Annotated in this window: 14 protein-coding genes; 13 read left to right on the forward strand and 1 reads right to left on the reverse strand. The window is 48.7% G+C overall.

Going from position 1 to position 16,906, the window contains the following annotated elements:
* The first annotated feature begins 200 nt into the window (after positions 1–200).
* The 11 genes from ABD014_RS03520 (at position 201) to ABD014_RS03570 (ending at position 12,953) form a co-directional block, all read left to right on the forward strand.
* The gene (locus tag ABD014_RS03520) at positions 201–1,070 is read left to right on the forward strand and encodes a MurR/RpiR family transcriptional regulator (RefSeq protein WP_068779000.1); all 870 of its coding nucleotides are present in this window, start codon (positions 201–203) and stop codon (positions 1,068–1,070) included.
* Positions 1,071–1,310: 240 nt separating this feature from the next.
* Positions 1,311–1,889, forward strand: a complete 579-nt coding sequence (locus ABD014_RS03525; RefSeq protein WP_343857528.1) for a transcriptional regulator — start codon at positions 1,311–1,313, stop codon at positions 1,887–1,889.
* 765 nt (positions 1,890–2,654) lie between these two features.
* Entirely contained in the window at positions 2,655–3,569 is a 915-nt protein-coding gene (gene murQ, locus ABD014_RS03530) for an N-acetylmuramic acid 6-phosphate etherase (protein ID WP_343857531.1), read from the forward strand.
* Positions 3,570–3,598: 29 nt separating this feature from the next.
* A complete protein-coding gene (locus ABD014_RS03535; protein ID WP_343857534.1) occupies positions 3,599–5,071 on the forward strand; it encodes an ABC transporter substrate-binding protein in 1,473 nt (490 codons plus the stop codon).
* Positions 5,072–5,376: 305 nt separating this feature from the next.
* Entirely contained in the window at positions 5,377–6,297 is a 921-nt protein-coding gene (locus ABD014_RS03540; protein ID WP_343857538.1) for a carbohydrate ABC transporter permease, read from the forward strand.
* Positions 6,298–6,316: 19 nt separating this feature from the next.
* Positions 6,317–7,177: a carbohydrate ABC transporter permease gene (locus ABD014_RS03545; protein WP_343857541.1), complete on the forward strand. Its 861-nt coding sequence runs from the start codon at positions 6,317–6,319 to the stop codon at positions 7,175–7,177.
* The gene (locus ABD014_RS03550) at positions 7,177–8,430 is read left to right on the forward strand and encodes an anhydro-N-acetylmuramic acid kinase (protein ID WP_343857544.1); all 1,254 of its coding nucleotides are present in this window, start codon (positions 7,177–7,179) and stop codon (positions 8,428–8,430) included. The genes ABD014_RS03545 and ABD014_RS03550 overlap by 1 nt, the downstream gene beginning before the upstream one ends.
* A gap of 63 nt (positions 8,431–8,493) precedes the next feature.
* Entirely contained in the window at positions 8,494–9,462 is a 969-nt protein-coding gene (locus ABD014_RS03555; RefSeq protein WP_343857547.1) for a GNAT family N-acetyltransferase, read from the forward strand.
* A gap of 2 nt (positions 9,463–9,464) precedes the next feature.
* A complete protein-coding gene (locus ABD014_RS03560) occupies positions 9,465–10,169 on the forward strand; it encodes a PIG-L deacetylase family protein (protein ID WP_343857549.1) in 705 nt (234 codons plus the stop codon).
* A gap of 137 nt (positions 10,170–10,306) precedes the next feature.
* Positions 10,307–11,446 (forward strand): exo-beta-N-acetylmuramidase NamZ family protein, encoded by a 1,140-nt coding sequence (locus ABD014_RS03565; RefSeq protein WP_343857552.1) that lies wholly within the window; start codon positions 10,307–10,309, stop codon positions 11,444–11,446.
* A gap of 586 nt (positions 11,447–12,032) precedes the next feature.
* Positions 12,033–12,953, forward strand: a complete 921-nt coding sequence (locus tag ABD014_RS03570; protein WP_343857554.1) for an N-acetylglucosamine kinase — start codon at positions 12,033–12,035, stop codon at positions 12,951–12,953.
* 576 nt (positions 12,954–13,529) lie between these two features.
* Here the strand turns inward: ABD014_RS03570 and ABD014_RS03575 are convergent.
* Positions 13,530–15,053, reverse strand: a complete 1,524-nt coding sequence (locus ABD014_RS03575) for a VanW family protein (protein WP_343857556.1) — start codon at positions 15,051–15,053, stop codon at positions 13,530–13,532.
* Positions 15,054–15,289: 236 nt separating this feature from the next.
* On the opposite strand from ABD014_RS03575, the gene ftsE reads away from it, so the two are divergent.
* Together ftsE and ftsX are read left to right on the forward strand one after the other, a co-directional pair.
* Positions 15,290–15,976: a cell division ATP-binding protein FtsE gene (gene ftsE, locus ABD014_RS03580; RefSeq protein WP_251414326.1), complete on the forward strand. Its 687-nt coding sequence runs from the start codon at positions 15,290–15,292 to the stop codon at positions 15,974–15,976.
* A complete protein-coding gene (ftsX, locus tag ABD014_RS03585; RefSeq protein WP_343857563.1) occupies positions 15,966–16,880 on the forward strand; it encodes a permease-like cell division protein FtsX in 915 nt (304 codons plus the stop codon). Before ftsE ends, ftsX begins: the two co-directional genes overlap by 11 nt.
* The last annotated feature ends 26 nt before the right edge of the window (positions 16,881–16,906 follow it).

Below are 16,906 nucleotides of genomic sequence, written 5' to 3' on the forward strand. Positions count from 1 at the left end.
GAAATAAAATTTCAACATAATTAAAGAATTTACCAATTATTCACCTCTATCTGCTTGTTTTCTAGCCAAAAAGCGCTTAAGATAGGTGCAAGTATTGCCACCTGTTGGTGCAAAGGAATGAATTATATAAGTGCGTGTTCAAAAAGTCAGACTTATTGAACCACCTATATAAATTAATCAAGGTAAGTGGGGAGTATTACATGGCGATTAATGATAATATTCTGATCAAAATTCGTGAGATGAAGGACAATCTGACTCCGGTAGAGAGAATGGTGGCCGAGTATATCCTGGCTAATACGGAGGAAATTCCGCACCTCTCTATCAAGAGTCTGGCCCAGCTCAGCAAGACGAGCGACGCCTCTGTGCTTCGCTTCTGTAAGACGATGGGGTATAGCGGATACCGGAATTTCATCGTCAGCATCTCCGCTGCTCTGGGATCGATCGATGAGGAGCAGAAGGATGTCTATACCGATATTCAGCCGGGTGATGACCTATTCACGATTATTTCGAATATTTCGCATAATAATATCAAATCGATTGAGGATACGCTGAGCGTGATTGACCGAAATGAGGTAGCCCGGGCGGTCAAGGTGCTGCGCTCGAGTAACCGCATCGTCTTCTTCGGGATCGGTGCCTCCGGCTTGATCTGCATGGATGGGGAACAGAAATTTTCACGGATCAACAAAATGAGCCATGCTTATACGGACGGGCATAGCCAGCTCACTGCAGCAACCTTGCTCGGCAAGGGAGATGTCGCTATCTTTGTCTCGAATTCGGGAGATACGGTGGAGATTCTGGATACGCTAGAGATCGCCAAGAAGAACAATGTATCGACCATCGCCATAACCCGGTACAGCAAGAGCGAGCTTGCGGACAAGGCCGATATTCTGCTCGGCATTACGACTCCCGAGATTACGATGCGCAGCGGAGCGATGGGCTCGAGGATTGCGATGCTGACGATTATCGATATTCTGTTCGCCGGCGTAGCTAGCGCTGAATACAAAAATGTGAAGAAATATTTGACGAAGACGCATAACATATTGGCCAGCAAGCATCGCAGTCGGAAATAGGCAGTCGCTGGGAGCAATTCAGGCTTAAGCCAGTTTAGCTCGTGAAGCGTGTGAGACAAAATTGAAAATGGCGTGAAGCACATGCCGCTTTGATTCGGAATCGTTTGCGATTCTTGTGATCGAAGCGGCATTATTTATTTTCAGATGAAAGGAAGAGGTACTATGAGTGGTTTTGAGACAAAAATGAACTAATGGCTTAATGATCAACTCGCTGCAGAAAAAAATCCGAGAAGAAGCGAGATGCTTCAAAAGGAAATTGGACACGGTACGAAGGAATTTTTGAGGAAGATATGGTACCCGACTATAGGAAACTTTGACCATCTGCATGCGGAGTGGGAAGTTCGGGATTATGGCGGCCGCTATCGTTATCTGGATCTGGCCTATATGCCCGGCGGCGCCAAAGGCTGCATCGAAGTCCATGGATATCGGTCTCACGCGAGAGATATTGAAGCATGGCGGTTTAGGGATTTGTGCAAGAAACAAGCTTACCTGGTATTGGACGATTGGTTGTTCCTGCCTGTCGCCTATTTGTCGATTGAGGAAGAACCAGAGGTCATCCAGCAGATGGCGCTATCTTTTGTCGGTAAGTATGTGTCCTTGCAGGCGAGTTCTTCACTTAGCTGGATTGAAGCAGAGGCCCTGCGCTTTGCTCGTGGGGTTATCCGGCCTTTCCGATCCGAAGAGCTCGCCTTGCACCTGAACCGATCTGACAGACAGGCGAGACGTATTTTAGACAAACTCGTAAAAATGGAAGTGTTGCTTATTCACAATGGACAACAGCGCTATTGTACCTATCAGTTGGTCAAAAATGACCGTTAGAACAAGAAAAAGGCCATTTTGTTGTCTTAATGGACATTTATGACCGTTAGAAGGAAAAAGAAGGCCTTTTTGCGGTATTTCCCCCTTCTTACGGACAAAAGTGTCCGTAAGAAGGGGGAGTATCCAAGGATCGGCTCTAACGGTCAATAATGTCCGATAGACCAGGCCAAGCTCGAACATAAGCCACAAAGTGCGATAATGTCGAGCTAACGATAACCGTGTTCACAAAGCACGAAAACGCCAAGCGCCCCACAAACCGCCCCACAAACCGCCCCACAAACCGCACCATGAGCCGCAATGAAATACACTGCTGCAAAACTCTGCTTCGTCAAATTCCTGGTTGCGATACCCAGTTTCTCAGTATAAACACCTTTGGCTGGAGGCGAACGTCTCTTAATACTAACCAATCACATACGAAAGAGGCACTTAAGCCTGTGAAAGACCTGCTGCCTGTCAGGGGTGCATTTTCTGGATGGAGAAAAATAAGAAATGGTCTCTTTTTTTGTTGAAATATTGAATTAAAAATACAAAATAATATTACACAATAAAATTTTATTCCAAAAACTATTGACGGATAGGTAATGGCTCATTTAAGCTTAAGCTAAGAGTAAGAGTTCAAAGGGTCAGTTTCCTGCACCTAAGTTTCTGCTTTCGATTGTGTTTTTTTAAAACGCTTTCAGCTGATGAAACTAGGGTCTGACGGACTTTTTGAACTACCTCTAGGAAATGGAGATTGAGACCATCAGTGAGGAGAAGGGATCAGCTATGGAACAATACTTTGCAGGACTGACCACAGAGAGAGTCAACCCCCACACACAGATGATTGATGAATGTACAACCGAAGAAATGCTTCATCTGCTTAATCAGGAGGATGCCAAGGTTCCAGCTGCCGTGGCAGCGGAAATTCCTCAAATCATGAAGGCGGTGGATATTCTATACCATTCGCTTAAGAATGGTGGAAGAATGTTTTATATAGGCGCAGGTACTTCTGGGAGATTGGGAGTATTGGATGCCTCAGAATGTCCACCTACTTTCGGAGTAGACCCAACGCTAGTGCAAGGGTATATTGCCGGAGGCGATATGGCTTTAAGGGTGGCTGTTGAAGGATTTGAAGATAGTACAGAGGAGGGGATTGCCTTAATCGAGCGGGTTGGCGTAACCGCGCGTGATACTGTCGTTGGCATCTCGGCCAGCGGCTCGGCCAGCTTCGTTATTGCCGGTCTGAAGAGGGCAGCCGAACTAGGGGCGGCGACGATCGGAGTAGTTAATAATAAGGGCTCCAGATTGGAAGCAGTCTGCGATGTTTGTATCGCGCCTGTAGTAGGTCCTGAAGTGATCATGGGTTCGACCCGATTGAAGGCCGGTACTGCTCAGAAGCTTGTGCTCAATATGCTTACGACATGCACGATGGTCAAACTGGGGAAGACATACGACAATTTGATGGTGGACTTGAGGGCTAGCAACAAGAAGCTTTATGACCGCTCTATCCGCATCATCAAAATTGCGGCGGGAGTCGATGATGACACGGCCGGTGAATACCTGCATAAGGCTTCAATGAATTGCAAGCTGGCTATCCTGATGATCAAGACGGGCCTGGATGCCGAGAAGGGCAAGCAGGTGCTGCAGGAATGCGAAGGAAGTTTGAAGTTAGCCATTCGTACTACAAATCGCGTAGTTTAGTATGAAATTCCAGGGGGAGGATTTTTGTTATGAGAAAAATGCGTGTGTTGGCATTAGTCTTGGCACTAACCATGTCCTTGACTGCATTAACGGCTTGTGGTTCTTCCAATAAAGGCAATTCCGGCAAAGACAATACAGCTGCCAATACTAACAAGACGGAGAATTCCGGCAAATCTAATAACAACACGAACTCGGAGGCAAAAGATACGATTACGGCGCTGCTTCCGCCGGTATCGGGCAATTTCCAAGATATGTTCCAACAGATGGAGAAAGACTTCAATGAGCTCTATCCAAATTTGACGCTTAAAATTGAGCCAGCCAGCTGGGAAGATATGACACAGAAGCTCGATACGCAGGTGAATGCGGGAAGCCCTCCGGATATCGCCTTTATCGGCTCGGAAGGAATCTCGAAGTATCTGCAGCAGAATATGCTGATGGATATTACGGATTTAGCGACGCCAGATATGGTCAATGACTATGATAAGATTCCGCTGGAGTATATGAAGAGAGCTGATGGACTGTACGGCTTCCCAGCTTATATGGAAGTGCATGCTTTGGGCGGAAACAAGGAATACCTTGAACAGGCGGGCATAGACTGGAAGAACGTACAGCAGAACGGCTGGACCTTTGATGAGTTCCGTGAAGCGATCAAGAAGGGTGTCGTCAAGGAAGGCGATACAACGAAGCGTTATGGGTTCGTGTTTGCTACCGCGGGCGTTACAGGCAAGGACTACTTGAACATTCTCATCAAAAATGCGGGTATGCCTGCTCCATTTACGAAGGATTTGAAATACGCCTTAACGAGCAAAAACTTCCTGGAAGTACTGAAGGACGTTCGTCTAATGATCGATGACGGCTCTATGCCGAAGGAGCTCAGCTCGGTAGATGCAGGGAAACGCTGGAATATGTTTCTGACAGGACAGACCATGATTACGGGTAAAGGTCTTGCTACGTTCGAGAACAATGCTAGACAAAATAACGAGAAAATCAAAGCCAATGATGGAAGCGCTGTCAGCGGCAGTATCCCAGTAGAATATATCGTATTGCCAGTTCCTACATTCTTAGGTGAAGAGCCGATTTCCAGCACGGTAGTGGACGGATATGTCACATTCCGCGGCAAGAAGGAGCCGACCGATGAGCATAAAGCCAACGTAGTTAAGGCTGCATATTTCCTTGCCAGTGGCAAGGTTGCTGCGATGACGAACAATGATCTGTTCGCTGCTCATATTACGAAGAGCGCCAGAGATGCCGCTGCGAGCATGCCAATTGACCGTAATCCGGACAACGTAGCAGCTGTAGAGAAGCTTCTCTCACATGCTAATCCGCCGCGTCCAGATATTCCATCTGATCTTGGTGCCAAAGCGATCAAAATGGAAGATGAAGTCATTGTTCCTAAGCTACAGGCTTTACTTGCGAACGAGATAACTCCGGAAGATATGTATGAAGCCGTGAAGGCTGCAGCCATCAAGACCTTCGGAGAAGATGGCATTGTGAAGGATTAATTCTTTATAATGCGTGTTCAAAAAGACCGGTTTTCAGCACCGAGAAGGTTGGATAAAGCTAGGGTCTGAGGAGCGGAGCGTACGTTTTGGGTACGTGAGCACCTGAGATGTTTCCGTAGGAAACATGACTTCGTAAGCATCTGCTTAGACCCGGCTGAATTCAAGATTCGATGCCGGATAGCTTCCTGATTAACTTCGTGATCAAAAGTGGACTTTTTGAACAACCTCTTTTAGCTCGGGTAGCCGTTATTCAAATGGCTACCCGGGTCATTTTGGCAAAACGGTTGGAAAAGGAGCTAAGAGATATGAGCCAATTAGCAAAAGTACCGACAACAGCAAAAGTGGCCAAAAAACGAAAATGGAGAGGCGACAATGCTTGGGGTTATGCCTTTATTGCCGTGGCACTTGTTGTCTATGCGATGTTTACGGCTTATCCCGTGGTCAGTGCTTTCATCATCAGCTTCCAGGAATACCGCCCGCTGGGCTCCGTGTTCATAGGATTTGAGAACTATATCAATACATTTTCAGATTCCCTGTTCTGGAAGTCTATTAAAAATACGATTGTATATACCGTACTCACAGTCCCCGTCACCTTGTTCCTGTCCTTTGGAGTAGCGATTCTAATTCTTCCTTTGAAGAAACGGACGCAGACTGCTTTCAAAGCAATCTATTATTTGCCGGCGGTTGCTTCCGGGGTAGCTTTGTCTGTCGTCTGGCTGTGGATCTTTGATCCGATGCCAAGCGGTATTTTGAACAAGCTACTGGGCTTTTTTGGCATCTCTAACCTGAATTGGCTGGGGTCCAGCTCCACAGCGATGTTCTCGCTCGTATTGATGGCCTGGCTGTCGAGTCATGGCACCAGCATTATCATCTATTTGGCCGCTCTCCTCGGGATTGACGAGAGTTACTATGAGGCCGCCGATCTGGACGGAGCGAATTTCCTCAAGAAGCTCTGGTATATCGTTATTCCTTTTCTCAAACCGACAACCTTATTCTTGCTCGTTACCGGCGTTATTGGTTCCTTCCAGGTGTTCCAGAATGCTTACCTGATGACAGGGGGCGGACCGGACAATGCGACAACCATGGTGGGTCTGCTTATTTTCAACAATGCGTTTAAATACTTCGAGTTCGGCAAGGCGGCTGCGCAATCTCTAATTCTGGCTGCGATTATTGCCAGTATTTCCTTCATTCAATTCAAATTCTTCGGTAAAAATATCGAGTACTAATAGGGGAGGAGAATGACACATGGCTCTGTACAAGAAACATACCGGCAAGCAAACGGTTAAATACACCAGGAATACATCCATCATGATTCTTCTCTTACTGTTTGCTCTCGCAACGTTATTTCCAATTTATTTCATGATTATCTCTTCATTCGGGGATCCCGTTGAGGCGGGGGCTATGGACTATTCTCTATGGCCAGCCAAAGTATCCCTTGAATCCTATAAATTCTTTTTTGATTACAGTGAACATTCCTATCGTTGGCTGCTGAACTCATTGATTGTGGCAGGAAGCGTTACGGTATCTAACGTGATTTTCGCCACGATGGCAGGCTATGCCTTCGCGAAGATTCGTTTCAAAGGCCGGGCCGTCCTGTTCTCCATTCTGCTCTGCGCCATGATGATTCCATATCAAGTGACCCAGGTACCGCTTTACATTCTAATCGTGAATATATTTCAGATCGAGAATACTTACAGGGCGCTGATCATGCCTGGGCTGGTCACCGTCTATAGCATATTTTTAACCAAACAATTTATGTCCTCTATTCCTAACGAGATTATCGAATGCGCCAAGGTGGAGGGCTGTAATCAGTTTCAAATTTTCTTGAAGGTGATCGTGCCGCTGTCGAAGACAGTCATGGCGGTTACGGCCATTCTTACTTTCATGGATAGCTGGAATACCTTCTTCTGGCCGTTCCTGGTCACGAATACGATGGATATGCAGACGATCCAGGTGGGGCTCAAGAACTTCCGTTTTGCCAATACGACGTATTTCGCGCCGATGATGGCCGGAGCAACGATCTCGGCGTTGCCGATGTTCATCCTGTTCTTCAGCCTGCAGAAGTACTTCCTTGAGGGTGTAACCGTGGGAGCGGTGAAGGGCTAATGGACAGAACACAAGCTTCAGGGCGGATGACGGAACTTGCTGCGGGACAGATGGGTGAGGCCCAGTCGATAAGCCCGGCAACACGTTATGCGGTTGGACTTATGTCAGGTACCTCGGTCGATGGCATCGACGCGGCGGTGGTGAGGATTACAGGTGCTGCGGGGACGAGACCGGAGGTCAAGCTTCTAGGTTTTGAAAATACCCCCTTCTCCACTCAGGTTCGAGACGAAATATTTACTCTGTTCGACGTCAAGAAGGCCACGCTGGATCGGGTAGGTCGCCTTAATGTTTGGCTTGGAGAACTGTTCGCGGAAGCGGCTCTATCTGTCATTGCTAAATCCGGTTTGGCGCCGGAGGATATATCCCACATCGGCTCGCATGGTCAGACACTGTATCATCATCCGACAGATGAGATTATTGGGGAATACGCACTTCGTTATACGGTGCAAATTGGCGAGGGCTCGGTGATCGCGGCCAGAACGGGGATTACTTGTGTATCTGATTTTCGCCCGGCTGATATGGCGGTAGGTGGCCAAGGGGCTCCGCTTGTACCATTTACGGAGCATTTGCTGTATGGGGAAGAGAAAAGGACGCTGCTGCTGCAAAATATCGGGGGAATCGGCAATATGACGGTGCTTCCGGCGGGCTGTCCGCCAGAGGACGTATTTGCCTTCGATACCGGGCCGGGCAATATGCTCATCGATGGCCTGGTCACGCATATGAGCGGCGGGAAGAGCAAGATGGATTCAGGGGGAGCTATAGCCTCACAAGGCCATCCGCACGAACGGCTGCTTGACCTGTTGATGCAGGAGCCTTACTACAGCCAGAGCTTGCCTAAATCTACCGGAAGAGAGTTGTTCGGCTCAGCCTATATTGCTAGATTGCTAGCCTATCAGCAGGAGTATAGCCTCTCAGATGAGGATCTGGTTGCGACGGTAACGATGTTAACAGCACGTTCGATTAGAGAGGCGTATCGAAGGTACGTCCATGAGCGCTATCCGGCCGACATGCTGATTGTTGGCGGCGGGGGCAGCTATAATCCGGTATTGCTTCGTTATTTGCAGGCGGATATGGAACCGCTTGGGGTTCAGGTGCTTACTCAGGAGCAGCTTGGACTAAGCAGTGATGCCAAGGAGGCGGTAGCCTTCGCGCTGCTGGCGGATTACACCCTGGCTAGGCAGCCGAACAATTTGCCTGCGGCAACCGGAGCAAGCAGACCGGTCATAATGGGCAAGATCAGTTATCCATTTTAGGGGTAGTTTGAACGTAAATTTATAAGGAGTATTAAGTCCAATGGAAGCGGAGGGGATCAGAACATGATCACAACATGGGATGATCGATTCATAGCTGAGACCGTTGAGTTATGGAATAGGGAAGCGGTGCGGGACGGATATAGAAGATTAACCGAAGCTAGTTTCGTTGATCTATTTTTATCAAACGCTTATTTTGACCGGGAAGCCACCTTTGTCATGCTTGATGAGGAAGGGCATGTTCAGGGCTTTGCCTGCGGTTGTACGGGGGATGATCTGCCCTTGGGTAAGGAGGCAGGCTATATTACCTGTATCGTGTTAGATGGAGCTGTTCAGAACGATGAATCTTACAGATTTATGGTCGAAGCCTTGGAGATCCGTTTTCAACAGCTTGGCAAGAAGCAGGCGGATTGCCTGTTTTTTAATCCGATGATGCTGCCCTGGAGCATTCCGGGAACCGATGGTCATGAACATAACAATGCTCCTGGAGTGCCGGAGGGAAGTGCGCTACAGGATTTTCTGCTGAACTACGGGTATGTGGAGCGGGCACAGGAGTGCGGGATGTATATGCCGCTTGCCGAGTTTAGAATTCCGGAGGAAATCCAGGCCAAGAAGAGTAAGGCCGAAGGGGATGGATATCGGGTCGAGCTGCTTGATCTCTCGAAGCATGGGGGACTAACGGAGATGCTGGATGGGCTGGACAATCCGTTATGGCGTGAACAGATTCCACGCTATGCGGCGCAGGGAATTCCAGTCATGATAGCGGCCTATCAAGGAAATGCGGCGGGATTCGCCGGACCGATCATTCGCGAGCCGAGCGGACGGGCTTTCTTCATCGGCATTGGCGTGCATCCCCAGCATGAGGGACACGGTCTTGGCAGCATTCTGTTCTTTAAAATGTGCGAGGCTTTTCAGCAGATCGGGGCCGACTATATGTCTCTATTTACTGGAAGCAATAATCCGGCTAAACGCATTTATGAAAAAGCAGGTTTTCAGACAGTCAAACGGTTCGCAATTATGAGAAGGGAGTTCTGAAAATGAGCAGGAAGACACTAACGATTCTGGCGATCGGCGGTCATGTGGGGGATATGGAGCTTACGGCGGGAGGCGTGCTTGCCAGCCATTCATTAAAGGGGGATCGAATCGTTACCCTGGCACTTACGGCAGGGGAGCGCGGTGTCCCGGCTGGACAGAACATGGGAGAATACCGGGAGCAAAAGGTTCGGGAAGCGAAGGTCTTCGCAGATATGCTGGGCGGGGAGTCGATCGTATTCGACATCCCTGATGGGGAGCTGAGCGACAGTGAGGACATGCGCTATCGTGTCTGCGATGTGATTCGTCGCGTTAAACCGGACATTATCATCACTCATTTCAAGAACAGCATGCATAAGGATCACAGAACGACACATTTGATTGTGAACGACGCCCGTTTCTTCGCAGGTCTCGCTTCCATGCAGCGGCACGAGCCTGCCCATTTTGCCTCACGACTGTACTATGCGGAAAATTGGGAGGATGCCGTCGGCTATACACCGTATGTTTATATCGATTTCGATCAGGATGCCTATGATCTATGGGTGAAGGCGGTATCCCAGCATTGGTTCGTGACGGGGAGCAAGTCTTTCCCTTATTTGGAGTATTACAAGCATCTAGCCCGGGTTCGTGGCATCGAGGCGCGTAAGACCTATGCAGAGACATTTACGATCCCGGAGGAGTCTTTGCGCATCATCAAATCAGAACTATGAGTGCGTGTTCAAAAAGGTCGATTTTCTGCACCGAGGAGGTTGAATGAAGCTGGGGACTAAGGAGCGCAGCGTACGTAGTGGGTACGTGAGGCCTGCCCGGCTGAATTCAAGATTCGATGCCGAAAGGAGCGGAGGCTATGGTTAAGAACGGAATTAACCGCATACTGAGCTACTCCCATCTGTTTCAGGGTAAACGGATTGGCTTAATCACGACGCCGACTGGTATCACTTCAGAGTTCGTATCCACGATTCAAATTTTGCATGACAATTTCAATCTAGCCGCTCTATTCTCGCCGGAGCATGGCGTACGTGGGGATCAGGCGGCAGGGGCCATGGTAGAGACGTATACCGATCCGTTGACCGGCGTTCCGGTATACAGCTTATATCGCAAGGATTCCAAACGGATGTCTACGGATATGCTCAATCAGGTGGATATGGTTGTTTACGATATTCAAGATGTGGGCGTGCGTTATTATACGTTTATTTATACGATGCTATATGCTCTGGAGGATTGTGCCAAGGCAGGCAAGGAATTCGTTGTGTTGGACCGCGTGAACCCGCTTGACGGACTGACGGTGGAGGGAAATGTACTCAAGCCGGGTTATGAATCCTTTGTCGGAAATTATCCACTGTGTGTCCGGTATGGTCTGACCGCGGGAGAAGTAGCGAGAATGGCGAATGAGCAGAAGGGCTGGAATGCGATGCTCCATGTGATCCCTTGCGCGGGATGGGAACGGAACATGCTCTTCCCGCAGACCGGACAGATTTGGGTTCATCCCTCATTGGGGATTCCGCGCTTTGAGACAGCTCTGGTATACGCCGGTACTTGCTTGTTTGAGGGCACGAATCTGTCGGAGGGACGCGGGACGACGTTCCCGTTCGAGATCATTGGAGCGCCATTTATCGATGCTGAGCGCCTGGCTGATGAAATGAATAGTAGAGGTTTGCCGGGCGTGCGTTTTCGACCCGTATACTTCAAGCCGACGACTTCGAAGTTCCAAGGCGAGCTCTGCGCAGGTATACAGATTTATGTGACCGATACACTTTCATACCGGTCGGTTGAGACAGGCGTGACGTTGATGTACACCATGAAGCGGAACTATGAAGAGTTCTCTTATTTGCCTCCGGTTAAGGAGGGATCGCGTCCATTCATCGATCTACTATGCGGTGACAAGCTCTACCGGGAAGAGACCGGGCTCACTGAAATGCTAGAGAAGTTCCGTGAGGAGAGCCGGGATTTTGCCAGGGAAAAACAAAAGTATCATCTTTATTCATGAGTTCGTGCGTGGAGTGGAATTTTAGGCAAATTAATGTCTAACGAAACTACAGATCGTTATTTCTTCAAAAACAACGGTAAATAAAATCTAACGAAACACCATATCGTTATTCGGGACAAATCCAGACTTTTAACCACTAATTTGCTTCAATAGCGATACCCAGTTTCGTTAAAATAATTAGCTGCCATTTTTGGCCTAAATAACGATATCCAGTTTCGTTAGAGTTCGACAGTTGAATGTTCAAAAGGTCCGGTTTTCAGCACCGAAGCTTATGCTTCCGATGTGCGTTTTTACAAAACGCTTCAGTTGGATGAAGCTAGGAACTAAGAAGCGGAGCGTACGTTTTAAGTACGTGAGCACCGGAAGGCCCGGGTGAATTTAAGATTCGATGCCTTGGTTACTTCCTGGTTCACTTCGTGTTAGATATAGAATTTATAAGTTATCAGCGTGGCTGATGAAATTCTATATCGCAAGAAAACCTACCTTTGAATCGCGGTCGCTCATTCATGAATTGGCGTCGATTGGTTTTCTTATCAAAAGTGGACTTTTTGAATTACCTCTATAGAAGAGAAAGGCGTGATTCATCATGAGATTTGCCGCAGGCCTAGATGGTGGAGGCACGAAGACAAAGGTTGCTATTGCCGATGAGAGCGGTCAGATGGTTGAGACCTTCACGTCGGGTCCGATCAACTATAATGGACAGGATGAGAGAGTTGTAGAGCGAAATATCGAGGAGATCGTTACGAGGATTGGAATGGTCTGCGGCAGTCTGGAGCATTGTGCACATATCTGTCTCGGCGCTGCTGGGATCAGTGCTGCGGGAGTAACAGAGCGGCTAACTGCTGCGATTCGCAATGCCGGATATCGTGGCGGCCTGACACTAGCTGGCGATCATGAAACGGCGCTCTATGGCGCACTCAGCCAGCCGCACGGTATCATCCTCATCGCGGGAACAGGCTCGATTTGCTACGGACGGAATGAGCAAGGCTGCACCCATCGCACCGGCGGTTTCGGCCATCTAATTGACGATGAAGGGAGCGGCTATAGTATCGGCAGGCAGCTGCTTGAGGCGCTCGTTCAGGCCAGCGACGGGAGGATTCCTCCGACAGTAGTCAGTGAACGGATTTATGAGACGCTGCAGCTGCCTAATGGTTCGCTCAATGAGGTCATCAGCTTTGTCTATGACCCTCAGCGGACAAAGAAGGATATTGCAGCGCTGGCACCGATTCTGTCCGAGGCTTGCTCTGTCGGTGATATGGCGGCCTTGAACATAGCTCGGCACAGTGCCAAGGCGTTATTTGAATTGCTCACTCCCGTCGCCGAGCGCCTTGGTTTGCAGTCGGGTAATCTGGCGCTGGCCGGAAGTGTGCTGCTGCATAATAGCTTTATTCAGTCATCCTTGAGAGAAAGGATAGCCGAAAGTTACCCCGGGTTATCCTGTATCTTGCCTGAGCACGATGCGGCCTGGGGAGCGATGATGATGGCTAAAAACAAGAAAATGAACTGATTTCTCTTAAACTAATTCCGGAGATTAACCAAAACCTACCGGTCCACCTAAAGCCTGCAACCGATACATTTCCGACAAAAGTTGGATAGAACCAGAAGCGATTCCCATTATTAAGCCAAATAAAGGTGTTTCGAAACAAGCAGCGGGAAATAGCTCGCGGATCCACTGCAAAAGCAGTTATCGTCGGCTCAAAAGCTGGAGGAGGTAGAGTTGGTCCCTGTGGTCCAACTGTTCCAGGCGGTCCAGGTGCAGGTCCAAATGGTGGACCCAATGGTGGACTAAATGGAGGACCAGATGGTGGTCCAAATGGAGGCATAAACGTCATTCGAGTTCACTCCTTATCTAAAATGGGCTAATGCAATGTATGCAGGAATGAATTGTTCGGATTGGGCTAACGCCTATTTAGAACCTCCACAAACTGGTGGACACTTGGTCTTATCCATTGCTCTCCTTAAATTTTTCGCGGCAGATTATGAATATAACACAGCAACCAGGTGGCAAAGAATGCCCCGCTTCCTTTCTTATAGTGGAAAGAAGCGGGTTTTTTGAATTGTATGGAATGAATCGGAAAGGTGATCAAGGGAATCTTGGCCCCTCTACCCCATCCTCTAGGATTTGTGACGGGGGATCGCCGCTTCTCTCTGTTCCATCGTGGACAGCAATGACAGCTGGCTGGGCCGGGTAGGTGTCACGTGACAGCAGAGTCCGGCTGACGGTAACGCCGTCGACCTGCTTGAGACGATACGTCTCCACAACATAGCCTGGCTTGCCCTCAAGCATGATCTCTTGGCTGCCCACAGGAAGCGAAGGGTTCTTGATATATTTGTTGGTGGGCGCGATTGTTCGGGTTGTTCTCGATTGGATGCTGTACGTCACATTTTCAGCAAGCGTACCGAACAGTTTGATTACAAGCTGACCGTTGCTGACCTTGGCGCGAATCAACAGGTACTTCCCTGTCGTGTTCTTGAAGCGGAAGTTGATGTATCCTTGAGCGAAAGTGGCATCCTGTCCCTTCGGGACATAGCTGACAGGCAGGGTGTGATTGCGTCGCTCTACAATTTCTAGCCCAGCCCGGAGGGCAGCGTTGTAGAGAGTGCTGGACACCTGGCAGATGCCTCCGCCTACACCGGGGACGAGCTTGCCGCCGAAGATGACCGGTGCTTCCTGGAAGCCATACTCCTGCTCGGCGGATTCGATCACCTTAGCATAGTCGAAAGTACCGCCAGGCGATAGCAGCATACCGTCGATACTGCGGGCGGCAGCGTCGACATTGTGCAAACGTCCCTCGCCGCTCGTCGTAAGATCGGTGGAGAATTCAGCGATTTTGCGTGTGATGCCCTGCGACTTGAGGCTATCTAGGGTAACGCTTGGTTGGAGCTTACTTAGTGGAACAGAGATCGTGACGGGATGAGTCGGAACTCGAGAGTTCTGTCGTGGATGTGCTGTAGTATCATGTCCAGTAGTGTCGGTTGACTCTTCGCGAAGATCCCCTGCAGCGGCTCCATCGGCCATTTTATCCAAAGGCAGTGTAGTTGGAAGGGCAGCTTGAATCAGCGTCATGAAGACGGTCCAATCGATTCGGTACACGGATTTTCCAGCCGTATAACGGATGCTGTCATCCGCTCCGATCGTTCTTGTCGCATTTACCGGTACGCCCAAATGAGCTTTCTCCCATTCCGGACCGAATTGTAATTTTAACGGCTGTAAATCGTAACGGGCCTGTAACCTCCATTGCTTAGGAAATCGACTGCGGATCTGGATTCGATCCCAGAGACTCCCATTTGTTAGGGTGGTCAACTCGGCGCGGAAATCAGGTATGTCGAAGGTGACGCCGCTGTTTTTCCAGGATAGAACCTCAGAACGGGAAATGTCGCGAAAAGAATATGTGACTTTCTCCAACTCCAGCTCCGCCAGCTTCCTATCCAGTACTTGTATCGCCTCATGAGCTGACATTCCTCCCATAGGAATCCCGGCGACCTCTACTCCGGGCGGAATCGTATCCCTATAAGCATAATGCTGCAGTGAGAACAACAGAAACAGTGTTATGCAACTGAGTATTAACAACGGCGCCACGAAGAATATGAATCGTTTTCTATCCATTATTCGCTCCTTTTCATCACTGGAAAAACCTATAGTACAACCTTGTTAATGATATATATGCTGAAATAATGGAAACTTTCGGGTACTCAAATGGTAACATATTTGTTACAATAATTATCGAACTGAAGAAATTTGGCTCAACTTATAAAGGATTTGGCTAGAAGATGTCGAAATTGTAGTAGTTGACTATGCGTACAAACTAACTAGATATGAATCAAGGCTTAGGACGTGATGAAGTGATAGAAATGCAGGATGTTTGGAAGACATATTCTAACGGGACCCATGCTTTGAAGGGTATCTCGGTCAAAATCGACCGCAATGAATTTGTATATTTGGTCGGTCCCTCTGGTGCGGGGAAATCGACTTTTATGAAGCTTATATATCGGGAAGAAGTGCCTACGAAAGGGCAGATCTCTGTAAACGGTTTTAATATCGGAAGGCTCAAACAGCGCAAAATTCCTTATGTCAGACGAAATATCGGCGTTATTTTCCAAGATTTCAGGCTGCTGCCCAAGCTGAATGTATATGAGAATGTCGCTTTTGCAATGGAAGTTGTCGAAGCCCCGAAGAAAGTGATTCGCAAGCGGGTACCTGAGGTGCTGGAATTGGTCGGTCTGAAAAATAAGGCAACTCGTGATCCATCCCAATTATCGGGGGGAGAGCAGCAGCGGGTGGCGATCGCCAGGGCGATTGTGAACAACCCGTCGGTTATCATTGCTGACGAACCAACCGGGAATCTTGATCCGGAGACATCATGGGGAATTATGCAGTTATTAGATGAGATTAATTTTCGCGGTACGACGATTGTTATGGCGACCCACAATAAGGATATTGTGAATACGATGCGCAAGCGCGTCATCGCTATTGAGCATGGCAACATCGTTCGTGATGAGATGAGAGGGGAATACGGATATGAGTTTTAGTACCCTCTTAAGACAGTTTCGTGAAGGGGCGCGGAATGTGTTCCGCAATGGTTGGATGTCGGTGGCATCCATTACTTCAATTATCGTTTCTCTATTTATTCTAGGCGTATTTATAATGCTTGTTGTTAACATAAATTCCTTCGCAGATGATGCGGATGGTCAGGTTCAGATTAGTGTGTTCTTGGAATCAAATGTGGATAATGCCATGCGGGACAAGCTGGCGGCAGAGGTCAAGGCGATGCCGGAAGTCAGCGAAGTGACCCTGATTCCGAAGTCCGAAGGACTCAAGGAGTTCAAGGAGAAGCTGGGCGCGGAAGGGAAGGATCTGCTTGAGGGCTATACCGATGAGACGAACCCGATCCCTGATACGTTCAAGATCAAATTGATCGAACCAACGACGGCACCGTTCGTTGCCAGCAAAATAACAGCGCTCAACGACAATAATCCTGATAAGCCGATCTACAAAGTGAACTATGGCAAAGGGACGACAGAGAAACTGTTCAAGATTACGCGGGGAATCCGCAACATCGGGTTTATCTTCGTAGCCGGACTGGCGTTAATGGCCATGTTCCTCATCTCCAACACGATCAGGGTGACGATTCTGGCCAGGCGTCGTGAGATCGGGATTATGAAGCTGGTTGGGGCGACCAACGCCTTCATTCGCTGGCCTTTCTTTATTGAGGGAGCACTGATTGGCTTGATAGGCTCTGTTATTACGGTGGGCGTATTAATCTTTGGGTATCAGGAGCTGGAGCAAGCGGTAGCCGATGATATGACCCTTGCCTTCCGACTCGTTCCGATCAACCAGGTCGCGTTTCAGATTAGCGGCTTACTGATCGGACTTGGGTTGCTGATAGGCATCTGGGGAAGTCTCATGTCCATTCGTAAATTTTTGAAAGTTTAGACGTAGCAAGGTGTAGAAGAGAAAGA

The sequence above is a fragment of the Paenibacillus motobuensis genome, from assembly GCF_039521865.1.
GTDB lineage: Bacteria > Bacillota > Bacilli > Paenibacillales > Paenibacillaceae > Fontibacillus > Fontibacillus motobuensis.